The following is a 17,937-nucleotide window of genomic DNA, read 5'->3' as shown; positions in this document are numbered from 1 at the left end:
GGTTCACATAATAAAAGGCCGCGCATAATAGCACAGCCACGTTTAACACAGGTCGCGAAGATGTAACCGTTAACGCCCGCCGCGAATTAAACCGCCTAAACCACGGCGCTCCATAAAGGTAGAGACCAGATGGCGCACTTCCGAGGCGGTATGCGCAGCCAGCCCATGCTCGCTAAGCTTCTGCGCCTCTTCAAAGTCGAGATGACGCAGCAGATATTTCACACGCGGTACATTCTTGCCGTTCATGCTGAGATGGTGATATCCCATGCCCACTAACAGCGCGACACACATGGGATCGCCGGCCATTTCACCACACAAGCAGAGCTCCAGTTTGGCCTGGCGGGCTTCGCTGGCGATGGTGTGCAGCGCCCGCAGCATCGCCGGATGCAGCGAATCATACAGGTTCGCCACGCGCGTGTTGTTACGATCGACCGCCAGCAAATATTGCGTCAAATCGTTGGTACCGACGGAGACAAAATCCACGCGATCCGCCAGATGCGGGATCATAAACAGCATCGACGGCACTTCAATCATGATGCCAATGCGCGGCTTAGGAATCACATAGCCGAGCATCTCTTCCACTTCGCGGCCAGCGCGATCGATCAGACGACGCGCATCATCGATCTCATCGATATGGCTGATCATCGGCAGCAAAATGCTTAAGTTGCCAGACGCCACGTTGGCACGCAGCATGGCGCGCACCTGTACCAGGAAGATTTCAGGCTGATCGAGCGTTAAACGAATGCCACGCCAGCCAAGGCACGGATTCTCCTCGCTGATTGGCATATACGGCAGCTGTTTATCCGCGCCGACATCCAGCGTACGCAGCGTCACCGGCTTGTCGTAGAAAAGCTGCAGCATGCCCTGATACTGCGCCACCTGCTCCTCTTCGGACGGGAAGCCGTTGTGCAGCATGAACGGAATTTCGGTGCGGTACAGACCGATGCCATCTACCCAGTTATCCAGTGCCTGCTCGTGTTCCGCGCTGAGACCGGCATTCAGCATCACCTGAATGCGCTCACCGCTTTTCAGCTCGCCGGGCTGCTCGACCACGCCTTCGGCCATTTTGCTCAGCGCGTTCTCTTCGCTGATCAAACGCTGATACTCCTGCACCAGCACCGGTTCCGGATCGATCAGCACTTCGCCGCGATAGCCATCAACAATCAGCAAGCGTTTGTTGAGCTGCGCCGGCAGGATATCCGCGCCCATTACGGTGGGGATGCCCATCGCGCGCGTCAAAATCGCCGCATGCGAGTTGGCCGCGCCGTCGCGCACCACCACGCCCGCCAGACGTTCCTGCGGCAATTCCGCCAGCGTGGTGGCGGTGAGTTCATCGGCGACTAACACGAAGCGTTCCGGCCAGGCATTGGTGCCGACCAGTGAATCATCGAGGTGGAACAGCAGACGCTGACCGAGCACGCGCAGATCGCCGGCGCGCTCGCGTAAATATTGATCCTGCAGGTTGGCGAACTGCTCGGCGAACTTCTCGATCACCGTTTTCACTGCCCACTCGGCTACCGATCCGCGCTCGATCTCATCAAACAGATCTTTTTTCAGGCGCGCATCGGTAAGCAGGTGCGAATAGAGATCGAAGATCGCCGCGCTCTCTTTCTGCACGCTGGCAGCAAAGCGTTTACTGAAGCGGCGGAATTCGTTGCCGGCTTCGCCCATCGCCAGCACCAGACGCTCGCGTTCACGCTGCACGTCGAGCGTGGACGCAGCAGAAACCTGGTCGAGCAGCGGTTGAGTTTCATCCACCCAACCGGGCGCAACCGCCACGCCAGGCGCCGCAGCAATGGCTTTTACCCGCGTCTGACGGAATTGACCGAACAGTTGACCGAGCTGCGACTGCGACAGCAAGCCCGCCATTTGCGTGGCGAGCGTGACGAGGAAAGACTCTTCGCTTTCATCAAACTGACGGTGTTCGCGCTGCTGGATAACCAGCACGCCAAGCAGCTGGCGACGGCTGATGATCGGGACGCCGAGGAAGGAGCGAAAGCGCTCCTCTTTAACAGAAGGAATGTATTTGAAGCTGGGATGGCTTTGCGCGTCGGCGAGGTTGATCGGCTCAGCTAAGCGTCCAACAAGGCCAACAATGCCTTCATCAAACGCCAGCGTGACCGTACGACCACGCGGCTTTTTTAGCCCGCGTGTCGCCATCAGGTAGTAGCAACGACGATCGTGATCGGCGAGATAAACCGAGCAAACCTCGGTTTCCATCGCAAGGCAAATTTCGTTTACCAGAATGTCGAGTGCTTCATTCAGACGTGGAGCACTCGCCACTTTCTCTACAATTTCGCGTAACTGAGTGAGCATAAAGGGCGTGGCCTATCCTCTTTTACGTCGTTGGGCGGCGTTATTCCGCTGCCCCGCACTCTCCTGCATAGACATCACTACGCCCGCGAATTCTTTCATTACGCGGCGATAAACATCGCGCTTGAAAGAGACCACCTGACGTACCGGATACCAGAAGCTAACCCAGCGCCAACCATCAAACTCCGGCGTGCTGCTGTGCTGCACATTGATTTCCGCGTCACTACACATCAACTGCAGAAGAAACCACTTTTGTTTCTGGCCGATACACACCGGCTTTGTGTCCCAACGCACCAAACGTTTTGGCAACTTGTAGCGTAACCAGTTTCGGGTTGAAGCAAGTATTCGAACATCTTTGCGGTGTAAACCCACTTCTTCGAACAGTTCGCGATACATCGCCTGTTCAGCAGTTTCACCCGGATTGATGCCTCCCTGAGGAAATTGCCAGGAGTGCTGTCCAAAGCGCCTGGCCCACAACACTTGTCCTTGCCTGTTACAGATTACGATACCAACATTCGGGCGGTAGCCATCATCATCGATCACTGGACTACCTCAAAGCTAAATTTGAATAGCCTGATTGTTTCACACTCCTTACAGGCGGTAAACCACTGGATAGCGGGCCGCAGGCGGAATAAAAACAGGATAACTCACAGAGATTAGCCAAGTTATAAACAGACACCCCCATTTATCGGCGATCTTATTCACGTTTTCTGTGGATAGCTTTGTGCAGAACACGGGAATGAGTTGAATAACCACTTCGGATAAATCTCATCACCGAGCATGATAACGGCGACAAATACGATATCTTTCATTGAGATAAAACTTATTAACCGTTAAATCACGATCAGGATCAACGGTTATCCTCCGCTCGGTTTTTTCGATCGGTTAAAGATCCATCACCGGCGTTTTTATCCACAGAGAATGCCCTAAACCTGGTCAAAGAAAGGAAAAAAAGCGTTCAAAACACGAAAGTCAAGGCTGTAAATGGAAACAGGGGTAGGAGCAAAGGGGTGTTACCCCACTTTTCTGTGGATAACCAGGTTCAACACCTGTTCATTGTCGATAACAAGCTGGGATAACCTGGCCATATCATCGGCTGTCCTCATTCCATTGGAATAAAAAAGCATGCTGAATCATGCTATTATCACAGTTATTTTACTAACTGCCATGTGGACAAACCCGGCCCGCGTTTACTGTTCACTCTTCAACCAATGTGAGTTTTAGCATGCACTCCTCACCCTTATTACCGTCGCCACCTGAAAACGAAGCGGAATTACTGCAGCGTGCACAACAGCTAGCGGGACAGACCTTTGCCGCGCTGGCGGCGCAGATTAACCTGCCGATCCCGGCGGATTTGAAACGCGACAAAGGCTGGGTTGGCATGCTGTTAGAGCTGCATTTGGGCGCCAGCGCCGGCAGCAAAGCCGAGCAGGATTTCGCCCATCTCGGCATTGAGCTGAAAACCATTCCGGTGGATGCCCAGGGCAAACCGCTGGAAACCACCTTCGTGTGCGTCGCGCCATTAACTGGCAATAGCGGCGTGACCTGGCAAACCAGCCATGTGCGACACAAACTGGCGCGAGTGTTGTGGATCCCGATCGAAGGCGATCGTACCTTGCCTTTGGCCGAGCGCCGTGTCGGTTCGCCGCTGCTGTGGCATCCGAGTGAAGAAGAGGAGCAACAGCTGCGCGAAGACTGGGAAGAGTTGATGGATATGATTGTGCTCGGCCAGGTGGAGCGCATCACCGCACGTCACGGTGCCTGGCTGCAAATCCGCCCTAAAGCCGCCAATAGCAAAGCGTTGACCGAAGCTATCGGCGAACACGGTGAGCCAATCATGACGCTGCCGCGCGGCTTTTATCTGAAGAAAAGCTTCACCGGTCCGCTTTTGGCGCGACATTTTTTACTGTAAATGCATATTGCTGCCGATAATTTTAGGAATGATGCGATTACTCCTAACGACGAAAGCATTTATTACTACACTTTTGCTGTTGAAGTCGCGAGAAGGAGATAAGAATGAAAGGGTTGGTGAGTGCAGTAGGTTTAGCGTTGGTTGCCGTGTTACTGAGCGGTTGTAGCAGTGATTACGTCATGGCGACCAAAGATGGCCGCATGATCATGACAGATGGCAAACCCGCCATCGATAAAGAGACCGGATTGGTACAGTACACCGATGAGAAAGGCCATCAGATGCAGATCAATGGTGATGAGGTTTCAACCATCATTGAGCGTTAAGTGCCAAATTGCCCTGCCTGCACGCGTTTTCCCTTTGTGCAGGCGATTTCCCGAACTTTCCCCTCTTCCTTCCGCGCCGCTTCACACGCTATAGTCCCAAAGGACACAACATTCCCTTTCATAATGAAAAAAGGATGCCGGCACATGCACTATCACCGTATTCCCCATAGCACGCTGGAAGTGAGTCAGCTGGGGCTTGGAACCATGACGTTTGGTGAGCAGAACAGCGAAGCCGACGCCCACGCACAGCTTGATTACGCGGTTAGCAGTGGTATTAACCTGATTGATACCGCAGAAATGTATCCGGTGCCGCCGCGCCCGGAAACTCAGGGATTAACCGAACAATACATTGGTAGCTGGCTGAAGAAGCGCGGCAGCCGTGACAAAATCATCCTCGCCAGCAAAGTGGCCGGTCCGGTACGCGGCGCGGATGCGTCGATTCGCCCGAACCAGGCGCTGGATCGCAAAAACATCCGCGAAGCGCTGGATGCCAGCCTGAAACGCCTGAACACCGATTATCTCGATCTTTATCAGCTGCACTGGCCGCAGCGTCAGACCAACTATTTCGGCAAGCTGGGTTATCAATACACCGATTCCAGCGTGCCGGTGACGCTGCTGGAAACGCTGGAAGCGCTGACCGAACAGGTGCGCGCCGGTAAGATTCGCTACATTGGCGTGTCGAACGAAACCGCGTGGGGCGTGATGCGTTACCTGCAGCTGGCTGAAAAGCATGAGCTGCCGCGTATCGTCACCATCCAGAACCCGTACAGCCTGCTGAACCGCAGCTTTGAAGTCGGTTTGGCCGAGATCAGCCAGCATGAAGGCGTCGAACTGCTGGCGTATTCCAGCCTGGCGTTTGGTACCTTGAGCGGTAAATACCTGAACGGTGCAAAACCCGCCGGTGCGCGCAATACGCTGTTTAGCCGCTTCACCCGTTACAGCGGCGATCAGTCCAATCAGGCGATTGCTGCCTATGTTGCGCTGGCGCAGAAGCACAATATGGATCCGTCGCAGATGGCGCTGGCCTATGTGCGTCAACAGCCGTTTGTCGCCAGCACCTTGCTGGGCGCCACCACGCTGGAGCAGCTGAAGATTAACGTTGAGAGTTTCAATCTGACGCTGAACGCCGATGTGTTAGAGGAACTGGAAGCGATTCATCGCCAGTTTACCTATCCGGCCCCGTAAAACCGTAGGGTCGCCATTCATGGCGACCTTATCAATTACCGCACAATCCACCGCCCAATCTACCGCCGCCCTTTCCACCACAACACCGCAATCGCCACGGCGAAAATCGCGCCGAATCCAACGCCGGTCGCCACCGCAGGCGCGCCCAACTTAATCGCCACGGTATACAATCCCAGCATCAGCAGCATCGCGGTATTTTCACCGAGATTCTGCACCGCAATCGCGTTGCCTGAACCCACGGACGCCTTGCCGCGCTCCTGCAGCAGCGCATTCAGCGGCACCACAAAGAAACCGCCCAGCGCACCAATCAGCATCAGCACCAGATAGGCATTCAACAAGCTGGTTTGCAATGCGAACACCACCACCATCACGCCAATCAGCACACCGGCAGGCATGCAGCGACGCACGGTTTGCAGCGTCACCAGTTTTGCCGCCGCTGCCGCGCCCATCACGATGCCAATCGCCACCATCGCATTCAGCGTGGTCGGGGTTTTGTTGTCGCTGATGCCCAGCGCCACCGGCACCCACAGCACTAGCAGGAAACGCAGCGTCACGCCCGCGCCCCAGAATAAGCTGGTGCCGAGCAGCGAGAAACGCGTTTCGCCGTTACGCCACAGCAGCTTCGTGGCCGCGACGAAACTGCGCAGCATGGCAGCAAAATGCCAACTCTGGCCCGGACGCGCCGCCGTCAGGCGCGGAATAAAGATGTTCGCCACCACCGCCATCGCATAGGTCATGGCACACACCACCAGCGCGGCGACCAGGTTCCAGTCCGCCAGCATCCCGCCCGCCACCGAACCCAGCAGAATCGCTGCAATGGTCGAACCTTCCATCAAGCCGTTGGCTTTGACCAGGCGTTCACCGCTGGTGATCTCCGTCAGGATGCCGTACTTGGCCGGCGAATAGGATGCCGCGCCAATCCCCACCAGCGTGTAGCCAAGGAACGGATTGAAGCCGAAGCAGATGGTCAGCGCGCCCAGCAGCTTGAGGCTGTTGGCGAACATCATCACCCGACCTTTGGCGAAGCTATCCGCCATCTGCCCAACGAACGGCGCGAGCAGAATGTAAGTGGCGACAAACAGCATTTGCAGGATCGGCTGGCTCCAGTCCGGATAGAACTGGTTTTTCAGCACCGCCAGCGTTACGAACAACAGCGCGTTGTCGCCAAATGCTGAGAAGAACTGCGCCACAATCACCGCCAGCATGTTGCGTGACATTAGCGGTGCATCGTTATTTAACGCCTGGCTCATGCCTGCTCCTGTTCCGCCAGCTGCTTGAGGCTGACATAGTCCGGTTTGCCGCTGCCCAGCATCGGCAGCTGTTTCATCACGCGAATATCGCGCGGCACCGCCAGGTCTGGTGCGCCAATTTCACGCGCCGCTTTCAGCAAAGTATCGCGCCCCAGTTCGCTGTCGGTAGTAAACAGCACCAAAGCTTCACCCCGATTACCGTCCGGACGCAGCGATGCCGCATGCTGCTTCTCGTTGGAGGCTTTCAGCGCAATCTGCTCCACAATCTCCAGCGACACCATCTCACCGGCAATTTTGGCAAAGCGTTTCGCACGGCCCTGAATCTGGCAGAAGCCGCCTTCATCAAAGCTGACGATATCGCCGGTATCGTACCAGCCCGCTTCCATCTCGCCTTCGCCGTTATCGGCAACCGGCACTTCCAGCACGCCCGGATTCTCCACGCGCAGATACCCGTTCATCACGTTCGGACCGCGCAGCTGCAGGCGACCGCCCTGCTCAATGCCCGGCACCGAAATCAGACGCGAATCCATGCCCGGCAGAATGCGGCCGACAGTGTGATTTTTCGCCGCCATCGGCACGTTGATCGCCACCACCGGCGCACACTCCGTCACGCCGTAGCCTTCGAGAATACGGATGCCGTATTTCTCCATGTAGATCTGACGTGTCGCTTCCTGCAGTTTTTCCGCGCCTGCCACCACATAACGCAGACGCGCAAAATCGTAAGGGCTGGCGAAACGCGCGTAGTTACCGAGGAAGGTTGAAGTACCAAACAGCACGGTGCAGTTACGGTCGTAAACCAGCTCCGGCACGATGCGGTAATGCAGCGGGCTCGGATAGAGAAACACCTGCGCACCGGTCAGCAACGGGGTAAACAGGCCAACGGTTAAACCGAAAGCATGGAACAGCGGCAGCGCCGACATAAAGCGATCGCGCGGGGTGAAATCCGCCACGGTACGAATCTGCTCAACGTTGGCCAGCAGGCTTTTATGCGAATGCACCACGCCTTTAGGATTGCCTTCCGAACCGGAGGTAAACAGCACCATCGCTGCATCTTCCGGGTGCTGCGCCACCTGCGCACGGCGCGGCATCAGCAGATGCGCCACAATCCACAACTTGTCCTGCAGCGTAACGGTATCTTTCAGATCTTCCAGATAGATCCACTGCACTTCGGTCAGTCCCTGCGGCAAGTGCCACAGGTTGCCTTTTTCGAGGAACTGCCGCGAGGTAAAGACAGTTTTCACCTGCGATGCGGTCAACGCCGCACGCATGCCATTCACACCTGCGGTGTAGTTGAGCATCGCCGGAATGCGGCCGCGCAGCGAAGCACCGAGAATCGCCGCCGCCGTCACCGTGGCGTTCGGCAGCAGCAGACCGACGTATTCACCTTGCTGGCTGTAGCGCTCCAGAATGCGGCCCACGCCAAGCGCCTTCTTGAGCAAACCGGTGTAGCTATCCGGCTTGAAGTTGATGTCTTCGATGCACGGCTTCATCGCGCCATAACGCTGACGCGCATTGAGGAAAGCCTCGAACAGCGTTTCACGCGGACGCACCGCCATGCGGGCTTCCATCATCACATGGTGCAAGTGCTCGCCCGCCAGCGTGCGGCGATCGCGCGCGCGCTTAGCCTCAGGCATCGGGATTACCGTTGGCGGCAGCACCGTTAAGGTGATGCGTGGGAACAGGCGGCGTTTAAACACGCCCGCCAGACGACCAAATGGTGTATATTCCGCGCCTTCGATACGCATCGGCACCACGGTGGCACCGGATTTCGCCGCCACAAAGCCCGCGCCGCTGTAGATCTTCATCAGCGATCCGGTCACGGTGATGCGTCCTTCCGGGAAGATCACCACCGGACGGCCCTGATTGATCATGCGCACCAGATGTTTGATCGACATCGGCTTGGTGGGATCGAGCGGAACAAAGTCGATGATCGGCTTCAGCAGACGCATAAACCATTGATCGCTGATCGACGAATAGACCGCGAACACCGGTTTGATCGGCAGAAACAGCGCCACCAATACGCCATCGAGAAATGACATATGGTTGGGGGTGATCAGCACTTTCTCTTTGTGCAGTGCCGTGAGGTCGCCGCGCAATTCCACACGCCACAGCAGGCGGAACAGGAAACGGAAAAAAGTCAGTAGCATGCCAGCTCCTTAGCAGTCGTAAAAAATGGCTCTTACGATGCAGGATCTGGGGATTTTCGACAAGTGGCGTGGTGATTTAAACGCAATTGCGGTTGTAGAGCCGCCATTCATGGCGACCTGGTTTTACCGCGCATCCTCCTGCCAGCCGCCGCCCAGCGCCGCGATAAGACCGACGCTGCTCACCCACTGCGTGCTCTGCAGCGACAGCAAACTCTGCTGCGCACTCAGGCTGCTGTTTTCTGTGGTGGCGACGTCGAGATAGTCGATCATCCCGGCGTCATACTGATTGCGCGTCACGCGTGCCGATTCCTGCGCTGCGTCGGTGGCCGCCTGCTGCGAGGCGATTTCGCCCTGCAAGGTGTTCAGCTGCACCAGATAATCTTCCACTTCCCCCATGCCCGTCAGCACCGACTGGCGATAGCTGGCGACGCTGGCATCATAGGCGGCGCGCGCCTGTTCCACTTTCGCTGAGGTGGCACCGAAATCTAACAGCGTGCCGCTCAGTTCCGGCCCCAAAGACCAGACGCGATTAGGCAGCGAGAACAAACTGTTGATCGCCGATGAACTCACGCCGCCGCTGGCGCTCAGCGTCAGATCAGGATAGTAACCGGCAATCGCCACGCCAACCGCCGCATTTGCCGCCGCCACGTTGCGCTCGGCATAGGCGATATCGGGACGGCGCTGCAACAGCTGCGACGGCACGCTGTTCGGTATCGCGGGCATTGCCGCATCCAGCTTCGCCACCGGCAAGGAGAAATCCGCCGGTGCGCGGCCCAGCAGCAGCGCAATCGCGTGCTCCATCTGTGCACGCTGCCACTGATAATCCTGCGCTGAGGCGCGGGCGCTCTCCAGCTGCATCTGCGCCTGCGCTAAGGTGGCGCGCGATTCGCTGCCCGCCGCGTATTTATTTTGAATCACGGTTAAATAGCGCTGATAAGCATCGATACTGCGCTGATAGAGCGCGATTTTCTCGTCGATGATGCGCAGTTGGAAATAGTCCTGCGCCAGTTCGGACTGCGCGCTCAAGGTGATATTCGCCAGCTCGGCCTTGCTGGCTTCGGCGCTGGCGTTGTTCTCCTCCAGCGTGCGCCGCAGTTTGCCCCACAAATCCAGCTCCCAGCTGGCGCTTAGTTCGGCGGCATGACTGTTGCTGACGCTGCGTTGTCCGGTAGCGCTGGCGCGGCTGCCGCTGCGCGTGCTACTGGCATCGTAGCCCACCGACGGCAACAACACCGCGCGTGATTGCCCGGCCAGCGCCTGCGCTTCGCGGTACTGCGCGGCATAAGTGGCGACGTTCTGATTGGAGATGCTCACCTGCTTCAGCAGGCTATCCAGCGTGGCATCGTGATACACCTGCCACCAATCCCCTTTGCTGTTGGCATCCTGCGGCGTCGCCTGCGTCCAGCCTTTGGCTTCTTTGAAATGGTTCGGCATCGCCATCGTTGGGCGCTGATAATCAGGGCCAACCGCGCAGCCCGCCAGCAGCATCACGGTGAGCAACGGCGTTATTTTCAGGGACATTTTCATCTATCGGGATTCCACATGACGCAACCGCAGCCACTGACGTTGCGTGGCGCGGCTCAAACGATCAAGCCAGAGATAAACCACCGGCGTAGTAAACAGCGTCAGCAGCTGGCTCAGCGCCAAACCACCGGCAATCGCCAGCCCGAGCGGGCTACGTAAGTCGGCATCGCCACCGCTGCCCAGCGCCAGCGGCAGCGCGCCGAAAAACGCCGCCAGCGTGGTCATCATGATCGGCCTAAAACGCATCAAACAGGCTTGAGTGATCGCCTGCTGCGGCGTCATGCCTTGACTGCGCTCGGCGTGAATCGCAAAGTCGATCATCATGATGGCGTTCTTTTTCACGATACCGATCAGCAGGATGATGCCGATCAGCGCGATCACCGTCAGCTGCGTGTTGGTGAGCAGCAGCAACAGCAGCGCGCCCACGCCCGCCGACGGCAGCGTCGAAAGAATAGTGATCGGATGGATGTAACTCTCATACAGCACGCCGAGCACGATATACACCGCCGCCAGCGCCGCGATAATCAGCCACGGCATGGTGGCGGTAAGCTGGGCGAACGCGGCGGCGGTGCCGGCAAAACCGGCCTGAAGGGTGGAGGGTAAACCGAGCTGCGCCATCGCCTGCTTAATCAGCGCCTGCGCCTGCTCCAGCGACACGCCATCGTTGAGGTTAAACGCCACGGTGCTGGTGGCGGATTGGCCCTGATGCGCCACCGACAGTGGCGCGTTGCCGCCTTTAAAGCTGGCGAACGCGGCGAGCGGCACGCGATCGCCACTGTCGTTAATCACATACAGCTGCTGCAAAATCGCCGGATCGCGCGTGTAGCTATCCTGCAGCGACATCACCACATGATACTGATTGAGCGTGTGATAGAGCGTGGCGACCTGGCGCTGGCTGAAGGCGTTATTCAGCATTGTGTCGAGCATCTGCACGTTCACGCCAAACCGTTTGGCGCGGTCGCGATCGATGTTGATCACCACTTCCTGACCGCCGGTTTGCGCATCAGAATCGACGCTATTCAATTGCGGGATCGCCGCCAGCGCCGCCTGCACTTTTGGCGTCCATGTGCGCAGCAGATCGAGATCGTCGGCCTGTAAACTGTATTGATAGGTAGCATTGGCGCTGCGCCCGCCGATATGCAGATCCTGCGCCGCCATCAGGAACATCTGCGCACCAGCGATATGGCGGGTTTTCATACTCAGGCGGTTGGCCACTTCGGTAGCGGTGGCATCGCGCTTGTCAAAATCCTTGAGGCGCACAAAGAAGTTGGCGCTGTTACGCGAGCCGAACATGCCGCTGCCCATCGACGACATCACGCTATCCACCGCCGGATCGGACTGGATGATTTTGGTGAACTGCAGCATTTTCGGCTTCATCGCCTGGAAGGAGATGTTCTGGTCAGCGCGCAGCGCGCCCATCAGCAAGCCGGTATCCTGATTGGGGAAAAAGCCTTTCTGCACCACGGAAAACAGGAACAGATTGAGCAATACGGTCAGCACCAGGCTGAACATCGTCAGCTTTTGATGCGCCATCACCCAAGCCAAGCCGCGCGAGTAAGCCGCCAGCAACGCGTTAAGTTGGTTTTCGATAAACTGATACAGCGGATGCGGGCGTTGAGTGACTTTGGCTTTCGGCTTGAGTAAACGTGCGCACAGCATCGGCGTCAGGCTCAGCGAGACAAACATCGAGATCAGCAGCGATACCGTCAGCGTGACGGCAAATTCGCGGAACAAGCGTCCGACGATGCTGCCCATCAGCAGAATCGGGATAAACACCGCAATCAGCGACATAGTCATCGACAGCACGGTAAAACTCACTTCCTGCGCGCCACGCAGCGCCGCACGCAGCGGACTGAGCCCTTCTTCGATATGGCGCGTGATGTTTTCCAGCACCACAATCGCGTCATCGACGACAAAGCCAGTAGCGATAATCAGCGCCATCAGCGACAGATTATCGAGGCTGTAACCCAGCAGATACATCACCGCGCAGGTGCCAATCAGCGAGACCGGCAGCGCCAGCGCCGGGATAATCACCGCCTGCACATTGCGCAGAAACACAAACACCACGCCGATCACCAGCAGCATCGCCACCAGCAGCGTCTCTTCGGTGTCGTACAGCGAAGCGCGCACCGTCGGCGAGCGATCCACCACCACTTTGAGTTGCGTATCGGCGGGCAGATCTTTTTCCAGCGCCGGTAGCTGTGCTTTGATGGCATCAATGGTGTCGAGCATATTGGCACCGGCCTGGCGCTTAATACCCACCATCACCGATGGCATAGCGTTGAGGAAACCGGCCTGATACTGATCTTCCACCGAATCATAAACGGTCGCCACATCATGCAGCCGCACCGCTTTGCCCGCTTTATAGGTGACGATCAGATCCTGATACTGCGCGGCTTTATCCAGCTGGCCGTTGCTGTCCACCACCCACGACTGGCTGCTGCCCTGCAAAATGCCTTTCGGCTTATTGGTGGTGCTGTTGGCGATGGCGCTGCGCACCGTATCCAGCGAAATGCCGTACTGGGTCAGCTTCAGCGGCTGCAGATCGATACGCACCGCCGGTAAGGCGCTGCCCATCAGCGACACTTCGCCCACGCCTTTCACCTGGCCCATCGCCTGCTCGATTTTGCTTTCAGCCAGATCGTAGAGTTCGCCCGGCGTGCGCGTGGCGGAAGTCAGCGCCAGCATCACAATCGGCGCATCCGATGGATTGGCCTTGCGATAGGTCGGCAGCGACTCCATCGCGCTCGGCAGCAAACTGCGCGCGGCGTTGATCGCCGCCTGCACGTCACGCGCCGCGCCGTTGATGTCACGATCGAGATCAAACTGCAAAATCACGCTGGTCGATCCCTGCGAACTGCTCGAGGTCATCTCGGTGACACCGGCGATTTGCCCCAGCGAACGCTCCAGCGGCGTGGCGACGGTGGCCGCCATGGTTTCCGGGCTGGCACCGGCCAGGCTGGCGCTCACCATGATGGTGGGGAAATCCACCTGCGGCAGCGGTGCCACCGGCAGCAGCCGATAGCCCAACGCGCCCAGCAGCAGGATCGCCAGCGTCAGCAGTAGCGTGGCAACCGGGCGGAAGATAAACAGCCGGGTGAGGTTCATCGCTCACCTCGCGCCTGCTGCTGCTTGCGCTGCATGTAGCGCTTGCCGCGCTGCGCAATGCCATCAAACCACAGGTAAATCACCGGCGTGGAGAACAGCGTTAGCACCTGGCTGACAATCAAACCGCCGACAATCACCAGCCCCAGCGGCTGACGCAGCTCGGCACCGGAACCGGACGCAAGCATCAGCGGCAGCGCACCCAGCAGTGCCGCCATGGTGGTCATCAGAATCGGGCGGAAGCGCAGCAAACACGCCTGATGAATCGCGTCCCGCGCGCTCATGTGCTGCGTGTTTTCCGCCTCCAGCGCGAAGTCGATCATCATGATCGCGTTCTTCTTGACGATACCGATCAGCAAGATCACGCCAATCAGCGCGATCAGGCTGAACTCGCTGCCCGCCAGCAGCAGCGTCAACAGCGCACCGACCGCCGCCGACGGCAGCGTCGAGAGAATGGTCACCGGATGAATAAAGCTCTCGTACAGAATGCCGAGCACCACGTACATAGTGATTAATGCCGCCAGAATCAGCCACAACGTATTGCCGGTGGCGCTCTGGAACGCCGAGGTTTCGCCCTGATAACGCAAGGTGATGCTCGATGGCAGATTGAGCTGCTGCGTCACTTCGGCGATCGCCTTCTGCCCATCTTCCAGCGAGTAGCCGCTGTTGAGATTGAACGACACCATTACCGCCGGGAACTGATTAAGGCGCATGTGCATCAGTGAACCGGTGCGCTGATGAATGGTGGCGATGGCAGTGAGCTTCACCATGCCGGTGGTGGTGGTGGCGTCATCAGTTGAAGACGTTGTAGTGCTGGTCACCGGCAGATAGACATCATCAAACGAGGCAGGCGATTGCTGATATTGCGGCGCCACTTCCAGCACCACGCGATACTGATTGGCTTGGGTAAAGATGGTGGAAACCAGCCGCTGACCGAAGCTGTTGTACAGCGCGGTATCAACGTCCGCGGCGGTAATGCCGTAGCGCGCCGCTTTATCGCGGTTGAGTTCAACGTAGGCGACGCGGCCCTGATCCTGCAGGTTGCTCACCACGCCGTTAAACTCCGGACGCTGCTGCAAGGCGGCGACCATCTTCGGCGTCCAGCTCACCAGGTTTTCGCTGTCGGCATCATCCAGCGTGAATTGATACTGACTCGGCGACACCTGATCGTTGACAGTTAAATCCTGCGCCGGTTGCAGATAGAGCTGAATGCCAGCCAACTGCTGCGCCGCCTGTTGCAGCTGTTTGATCACCACATCGGCTTTGTCATCGCGATCGCCAAATGGCTTGAGGTTGATCTGGATGCGCCCGCTATTCAGGCTGGTGTTGCTGCCATCAATGCCGATGGTTGAGGACAAACTCTCCACCGACGGATTTTGCAAAATCACCTTCGCCAGCGCCTGCTGCCGCTTCGACATCTCGCTAAACGACACATCCTGCGACGCTACGGTGACGCCCTGAATCATCCCGGTATCCTGCGTCGGGAAGAAGCCTTTTGGGATGGCGATATACAACAGTGCGGTGAACGCAAAGGTCGCCAGCGCCACCAGCAGCGTCAGCTTCTGATGGTTCAGTACCACCGTCAGCATGCGGTCGTAGCCGCGTACCAGCTTGTCGAACAGTTCGCCGCCTTTACGCGAGAAGCGCGACTGTTTTTCCGGCGGAATGTGCTGCAACAGATAGGCGCACAGCATTGGTGTCAGCGTCAATGACACCCCCATCGACACCAGAATCGACACCGCCAGCGTGATGGCAAATTCGCGGAACAGCCGCCCAACCACATCGCCCATAAACAGCAGCGGGATCAGCACCGCAATCAGCGAAAAGGTCAGCGAGATGATGGTGAAACCAATCTGCTGCGAGCCTTTCAGCGCCGCCTGCATCGGCGTTTCGCCCTCTTCCAACCGCCGTGAAATGTTCTCCACCACCACAATCGCGTCGTCAATGACGAAGCCGGTGGCGATAGTCAGCGCCATCAGCGACAGGTTATTCAGGCTGAAGTCGGCCAGATACATCACGCCGAAGGTGCCAATCAGCGACAGCGGCACCGCCACGCTGGGAATCAGCGTCGCCGCCACGTTGCGCAGGAACAGGAACGTCACCATCACCACCAGCGCCACCGACAGCATCAGCTCAAACTGCACATCGCTAATGGAGGCGCGAATGGTTTGCGTACGGTCCGACAGGATGCTCATCTTCACGCCGTCCGGCAGCGCCGCCTGCAATTTCGGCAGCTGCGCTTTGATGCTGTCCACCACCTGAATCACGTTGGCACCGGGCTGGCGCTGCACGCTGATCACAATCGCCGGGCTGTTGTTGGCCCACGCCGACTGGAAACTGTTCTCCGGTCCCTGCTCAATATGCGCGATATCTTTCAGCCGCAGCGCCGCGCCGTTTTGGTAAGTGATGATCAGATTGCCGTACTCATCGGCGGTGCGCAGCTGATCGTTGGCGTCGATGGTGACCGAGTGATATTTGCCGTCAAAGCCGCCTTTCGAGCCGTTCACGTTGCTGTTGCTGATCAGCGTGTTAACGTCCTCCAGCGACAGCTTGTGCGCCGCCAGCGCTTTCGGGTCCATCTGCACACGAATCGCCGGTTGATGCCCGCCCGCCAGCGTCACCATGCCGACGCCGTTAATCTGCGACAGCTTGAGCGCCACGCGCGTGTTCACCAGATCCTGCACCTGCGTCAGCGGCAGCGTGTCGGAACTGACCGCCAGCGTAATCACCGCCGTATCGGCCGGATTGACCTTTTTGTAGGTCGGCGGATTGGGCAGATCGCTCGGCAGCAAATTATTGGCAGCGTTGATCGCCGCCTGCACTTCCTGCTCGGCGACATCCAGCGACAGATCGAGGCTGAACTTCAGCGTGACGATCGACGATCCGCTTGAACTGGTCGACGTCATCTGACTCAAACCGGCCATTTGACCGAGCTGGCGCTCCAGCGGCGAGGTGACGGACGACGCCATCACATCCGGGCTGGCACCGGGATAGAGCGTGGTGACCTGAATAGTCGGGTAATCCACCTGCGGCAGCGCCGAGGTGGAGAGAAAACGGTAGGAGAAGATCCCGGCGATCAGCACGCCGACCATCAGCAAAATGGTGGCGACCGGACGCTGGATAAACAGGCGAGACGGATTCATTTGGCCTCGGCGGTCGCGGTGGTTTTACTCTCATCCGCCAGCTGCACTTTGCTGCCGTTGGTCAGGCGATCGATGCCTTCGGTCACCAGGCGATCGCCCGGTTCCACCCCTTTGAGGATCGCCTGCTGATCTTCACCAAACGTTGGCCCGGTGGTGACCGCTTTGCGCGTCACGGTGTTGTCTTGGTTGATGACAAACACGAAGCTGCCGTCGCTGCTCAGCTGCAGCGCCTGCGCCGGGATCACCGTGACATTTTTCAGGATGTTGGTTTGCAGCCGCAGATTGACGAACTGGTTAGCGAACAGCGATTCGTCTTCATTTGGGAAGGTGGCTTTCAGCTCAATGGTGCCGGTCGCGGTATCGATCTGGTTGCTGATGAACTTCACCTCGCCCTGCGCCAGCGCGCGGCTGTTGTCCTGATCAAAGGCGGTGGCGGGCAGACTTTGCCCGCCGCGCAGCGCGTTGGTCAGCTGCGGAATGTTGCCCTGCGGCACGCTAAAGGTCACGGCGGCGGGCTGCATCTGCGTCACTACCACGATGCCGGTGGTATCGGTGGTTTGCACCATATTGCCGGGATCGACCAGGCGCAAACCGACGCGTCCGCTGATCGGCGAAGTGATGCGCGCGTAGTCGATATCCAGTTTGGCGCTGGCGATCTGCGCTTCATCGGCGGCGACCGCGCCTTTGTACTGGCCGACGGTGGCAGTTTGCGTATCAAGATCCTGGCGTGATAGCGAATCCTGCGCCGCCAGTTTCTGATAGCGCACCAGCGTTAACTGCGCGCTTTTCAGCAACGCCTGATTCTGATTGAGATCGCCCTGATACTGCGCCAGCGTGGCTTGATAGCTGCGCGGATCGATCTGCGCCAGCAGCTGTCCGGCGCTGACTTTCTGTCCTTCGGTGAAGAACACCTTTTCCAGCTGACCGGCGACGCGGCTGGTGACGGTGACGCTGGCATTGGGGATCACCGTGCCAAGCGCGTTGAGGTATTCCGGTACATCGGCAGTCGTGGCGACGCCGCTGTGCACCAGCGTT

11 protein-coding genes are annotated in these 17,937 nt (G+C 58.1%); 3 read left to right on the top strand and 8 right to left on the bottom strand.

Annotated elements, in window-relative coordinates:
- Nucleotides 1-69 precede the first annotated feature (69 nt).
- Nucleotides 70-2,316, bottom strand: a complete 2,247-nt coding sequence (ptsP, locus tag RTM06_RS15360; protein ID WP_312183333.1) for a phosphoenolpyruvate--protein phosphotransferase — start codon at nt 2,314-2,316, stop codon at nt 70-72.
- 12 nt (nt 2,317-2,328) lie between these two features.
- Nucleotides 2,329-2,856, bottom strand: a complete 528-nt coding sequence (gene rppH / locus RTM06_RS15355) for an RNA pyrophosphohydrolase (protein WP_007890933.1) — start codon at nt 2,854-2,856, stop codon at nt 2,329-2,331.
- A 682-nt stretch (nt 2,857-3,538) separates the two neighbouring features.
- Here rppH and mutH point away from each other — a divergent pair.
- The 3 genes from mutH to RTM06_RS15340 all read left to right on the top strand — a co-directional run bounded on the left by mutH (nt 3,539) and on the right by RTM06_RS15340 (nt 5,733).
- On the top strand, nt 3,539-4,225 hold the full coding sequence (gene mutH / locus RTM06_RS15350; protein WP_256697266.1) for a DNA mismatch repair endonuclease MutH: 687 nt from the start codon (nt 3,539-3,541) through the stop codon (nt 4,223-4,225).
- A gap of 104 nt (nt 4,226-4,329) precedes the next feature.
- A complete protein-coding gene (locus tag RTM06_RS15345) occupies nt 4,330-4,548 on the top strand; it encodes a YgdI/YgdR family lipoprotein (protein ID WP_007890930.1) in 219 nt (72 codons plus the stop codon).
- A 144-nt stretch (nt 4,549-4,692) separates the two neighbouring features.
- Nucleotides 4,693-5,733: an NADP(H)-dependent aldo-keto reductase gene (locus RTM06_RS15340; RefSeq protein WP_277978214.1), complete on the top strand. Its 1,041-nt coding sequence runs from the start codon at nt 4,693-4,695 to the stop codon at nt 5,731-5,733.
- A 59-nt stretch (nt 5,734-5,792) separates the two neighbouring features.
- On the opposite strand, the gene lplT is transcribed toward RTM06_RS15340, so the two are convergent.
- The 6 genes from lplT to RTM06_RS15310 form a co-directional block, all read right to left on the bottom strand.
- The gene (lplT, locus tag RTM06_RS15335; RefSeq protein ID WP_312183328.1) at nt 5,793-6,983 is read right to left on the bottom strand and encodes a lysophospholipid transporter LplT; all 1,191 of its coding nucleotides are present in this window, start codon (nt 6,981-6,983) and stop codon (nt 5,793-5,795) included.
- On the bottom strand, nt 6,980-9,130 hold the full coding sequence (aas, locus tag RTM06_RS15330) for a bifunctional acyl-ACP--phospholipid O-acyltransferase/long-chain-fatty-acid--ACP ligase (RefSeq protein ID WP_312183327.1): 2,151 nt from the start codon (nt 9,128-9,130) through the stop codon (nt 6,980-6,982). Before aas ends, lplT begins: the two co-directional genes overlap by 4 nt.
- Nucleotides 9,131-9,253: 123 nt before the next feature.
- On the bottom strand, nt 9,254-10,657 hold the full coding sequence (locus tag RTM06_RS15325) for an efflux transporter outer membrane subunit (protein ID WP_312183325.1): 1,404 nt from the start codon (nt 10,655-10,657) through the stop codon (nt 9,254-9,256).
- Nucleotides 10,658-13,762, bottom strand: coding sequence for an efflux RND transporter permease subunit (locus RTM06_RS15320; protein WP_312183323.1), 3,105 nt, complete (start codon nt 13,760-13,762; stop codon nt 10,658-10,660).
- Entirely contained in the window at nt 13,759-16,902 is a 3,144-nt protein-coding gene (locus RTM06_RS15315; RefSeq protein ID WP_312183320.1) for an MdtB/MuxB family multidrug efflux RND transporter permease subunit, read from the bottom strand. Before RTM06_RS15315 ends, RTM06_RS15320 begins: the two co-directional genes overlap by 4 nt.
- Nucleotides 16,899-17,937 (bottom strand): MdtA/MuxA family multidrug efflux RND transporter periplasmic adaptor subunit (locus RTM06_RS15310; RefSeq protein WP_312183318.1); only part of this gene is annotated, 1,039 nt, incomplete at its 5' end. The genes RTM06_RS15310 and RTM06_RS15315, both read right to left, overlap by 4 nt.

The sequence above is a fragment of the Pantoea sp. CTOTU46764 genome, from assembly GCF_031974595.1.
In the GTDB taxonomy this organism is placed as follows: Bacteria; Pseudomonadota; Gammaproteobacteria; order Enterobacterales; family Enterobacteriaceae; genus Pantoea; species Pantoea trifolii.
The sequence above is the reverse complement of the archived record's forward strand: the minus strand, read 5'-3'. Positions and strand labels throughout refer to the sequence as shown.

Bases quoted from the DNA above. Each gene is read 5' to 3' on its own strand.
- ptsP (WP_312183333.1), bottom strand. From the start codon at position 2,316: ATGCTCACTCAGTTACGCGAAATTGTAGAGAAAGTGGCGAGTGCTCCA.
- mutH (WP_256697266.1), top strand. From the start codon at position 3,539: ATGCACTCCTCACCCTTATTACCGTCGCCACCTGAAAACGAAGCGGAA.
- RTM06_RS15345 (WP_007890930.1), top strand. From the start codon at position 4,330: ATGAAAGGGTTGGTGAGTGCAGTAGGTTTAGCGTTGGTTGCCGTGTTA.
- RTM06_RS15340 (WP_277978214.1), top strand. From the start codon at position 4,693: ATGCACTATCACCGTATTCCCCATAGCACGCTGGAAGTGAGTCAGCTG.
- lplT (WP_312183328.1), bottom strand. From the start codon at position 6,983: ATGAGCCAGGCGTTAAATAACGATGCACCGCTAATGTCACGCAACATG.
- aas (WP_312183327.1), bottom strand. From the start codon at position 9,130: ATGCTACTGACTTTTTTCCGTTTCCTGTTCCGCCTGCTGTGGCGTGTG.
- RTM06_RS15325 (WP_312183325.1), bottom strand. From the start codon at position 10,657: ATGAAAATGTCCCTGAAAATAACGCCGTTGCTCACCGTGATGCTGCTG.
- RTM06_RS15320 (WP_312183323.1), bottom strand. From the start codon at position 13,762: ATGAACCTCACCCGGCTGTTTATCTTCCGCCCGGTTGCCACGCTACTG.
- RTM06_RS15315 (WP_312183320.1), bottom strand. From the start codon at position 16,902: ATGAATCCGTCTCGCCTGTTTATCCAGCGTCCGGTCGCCACCATTTTG.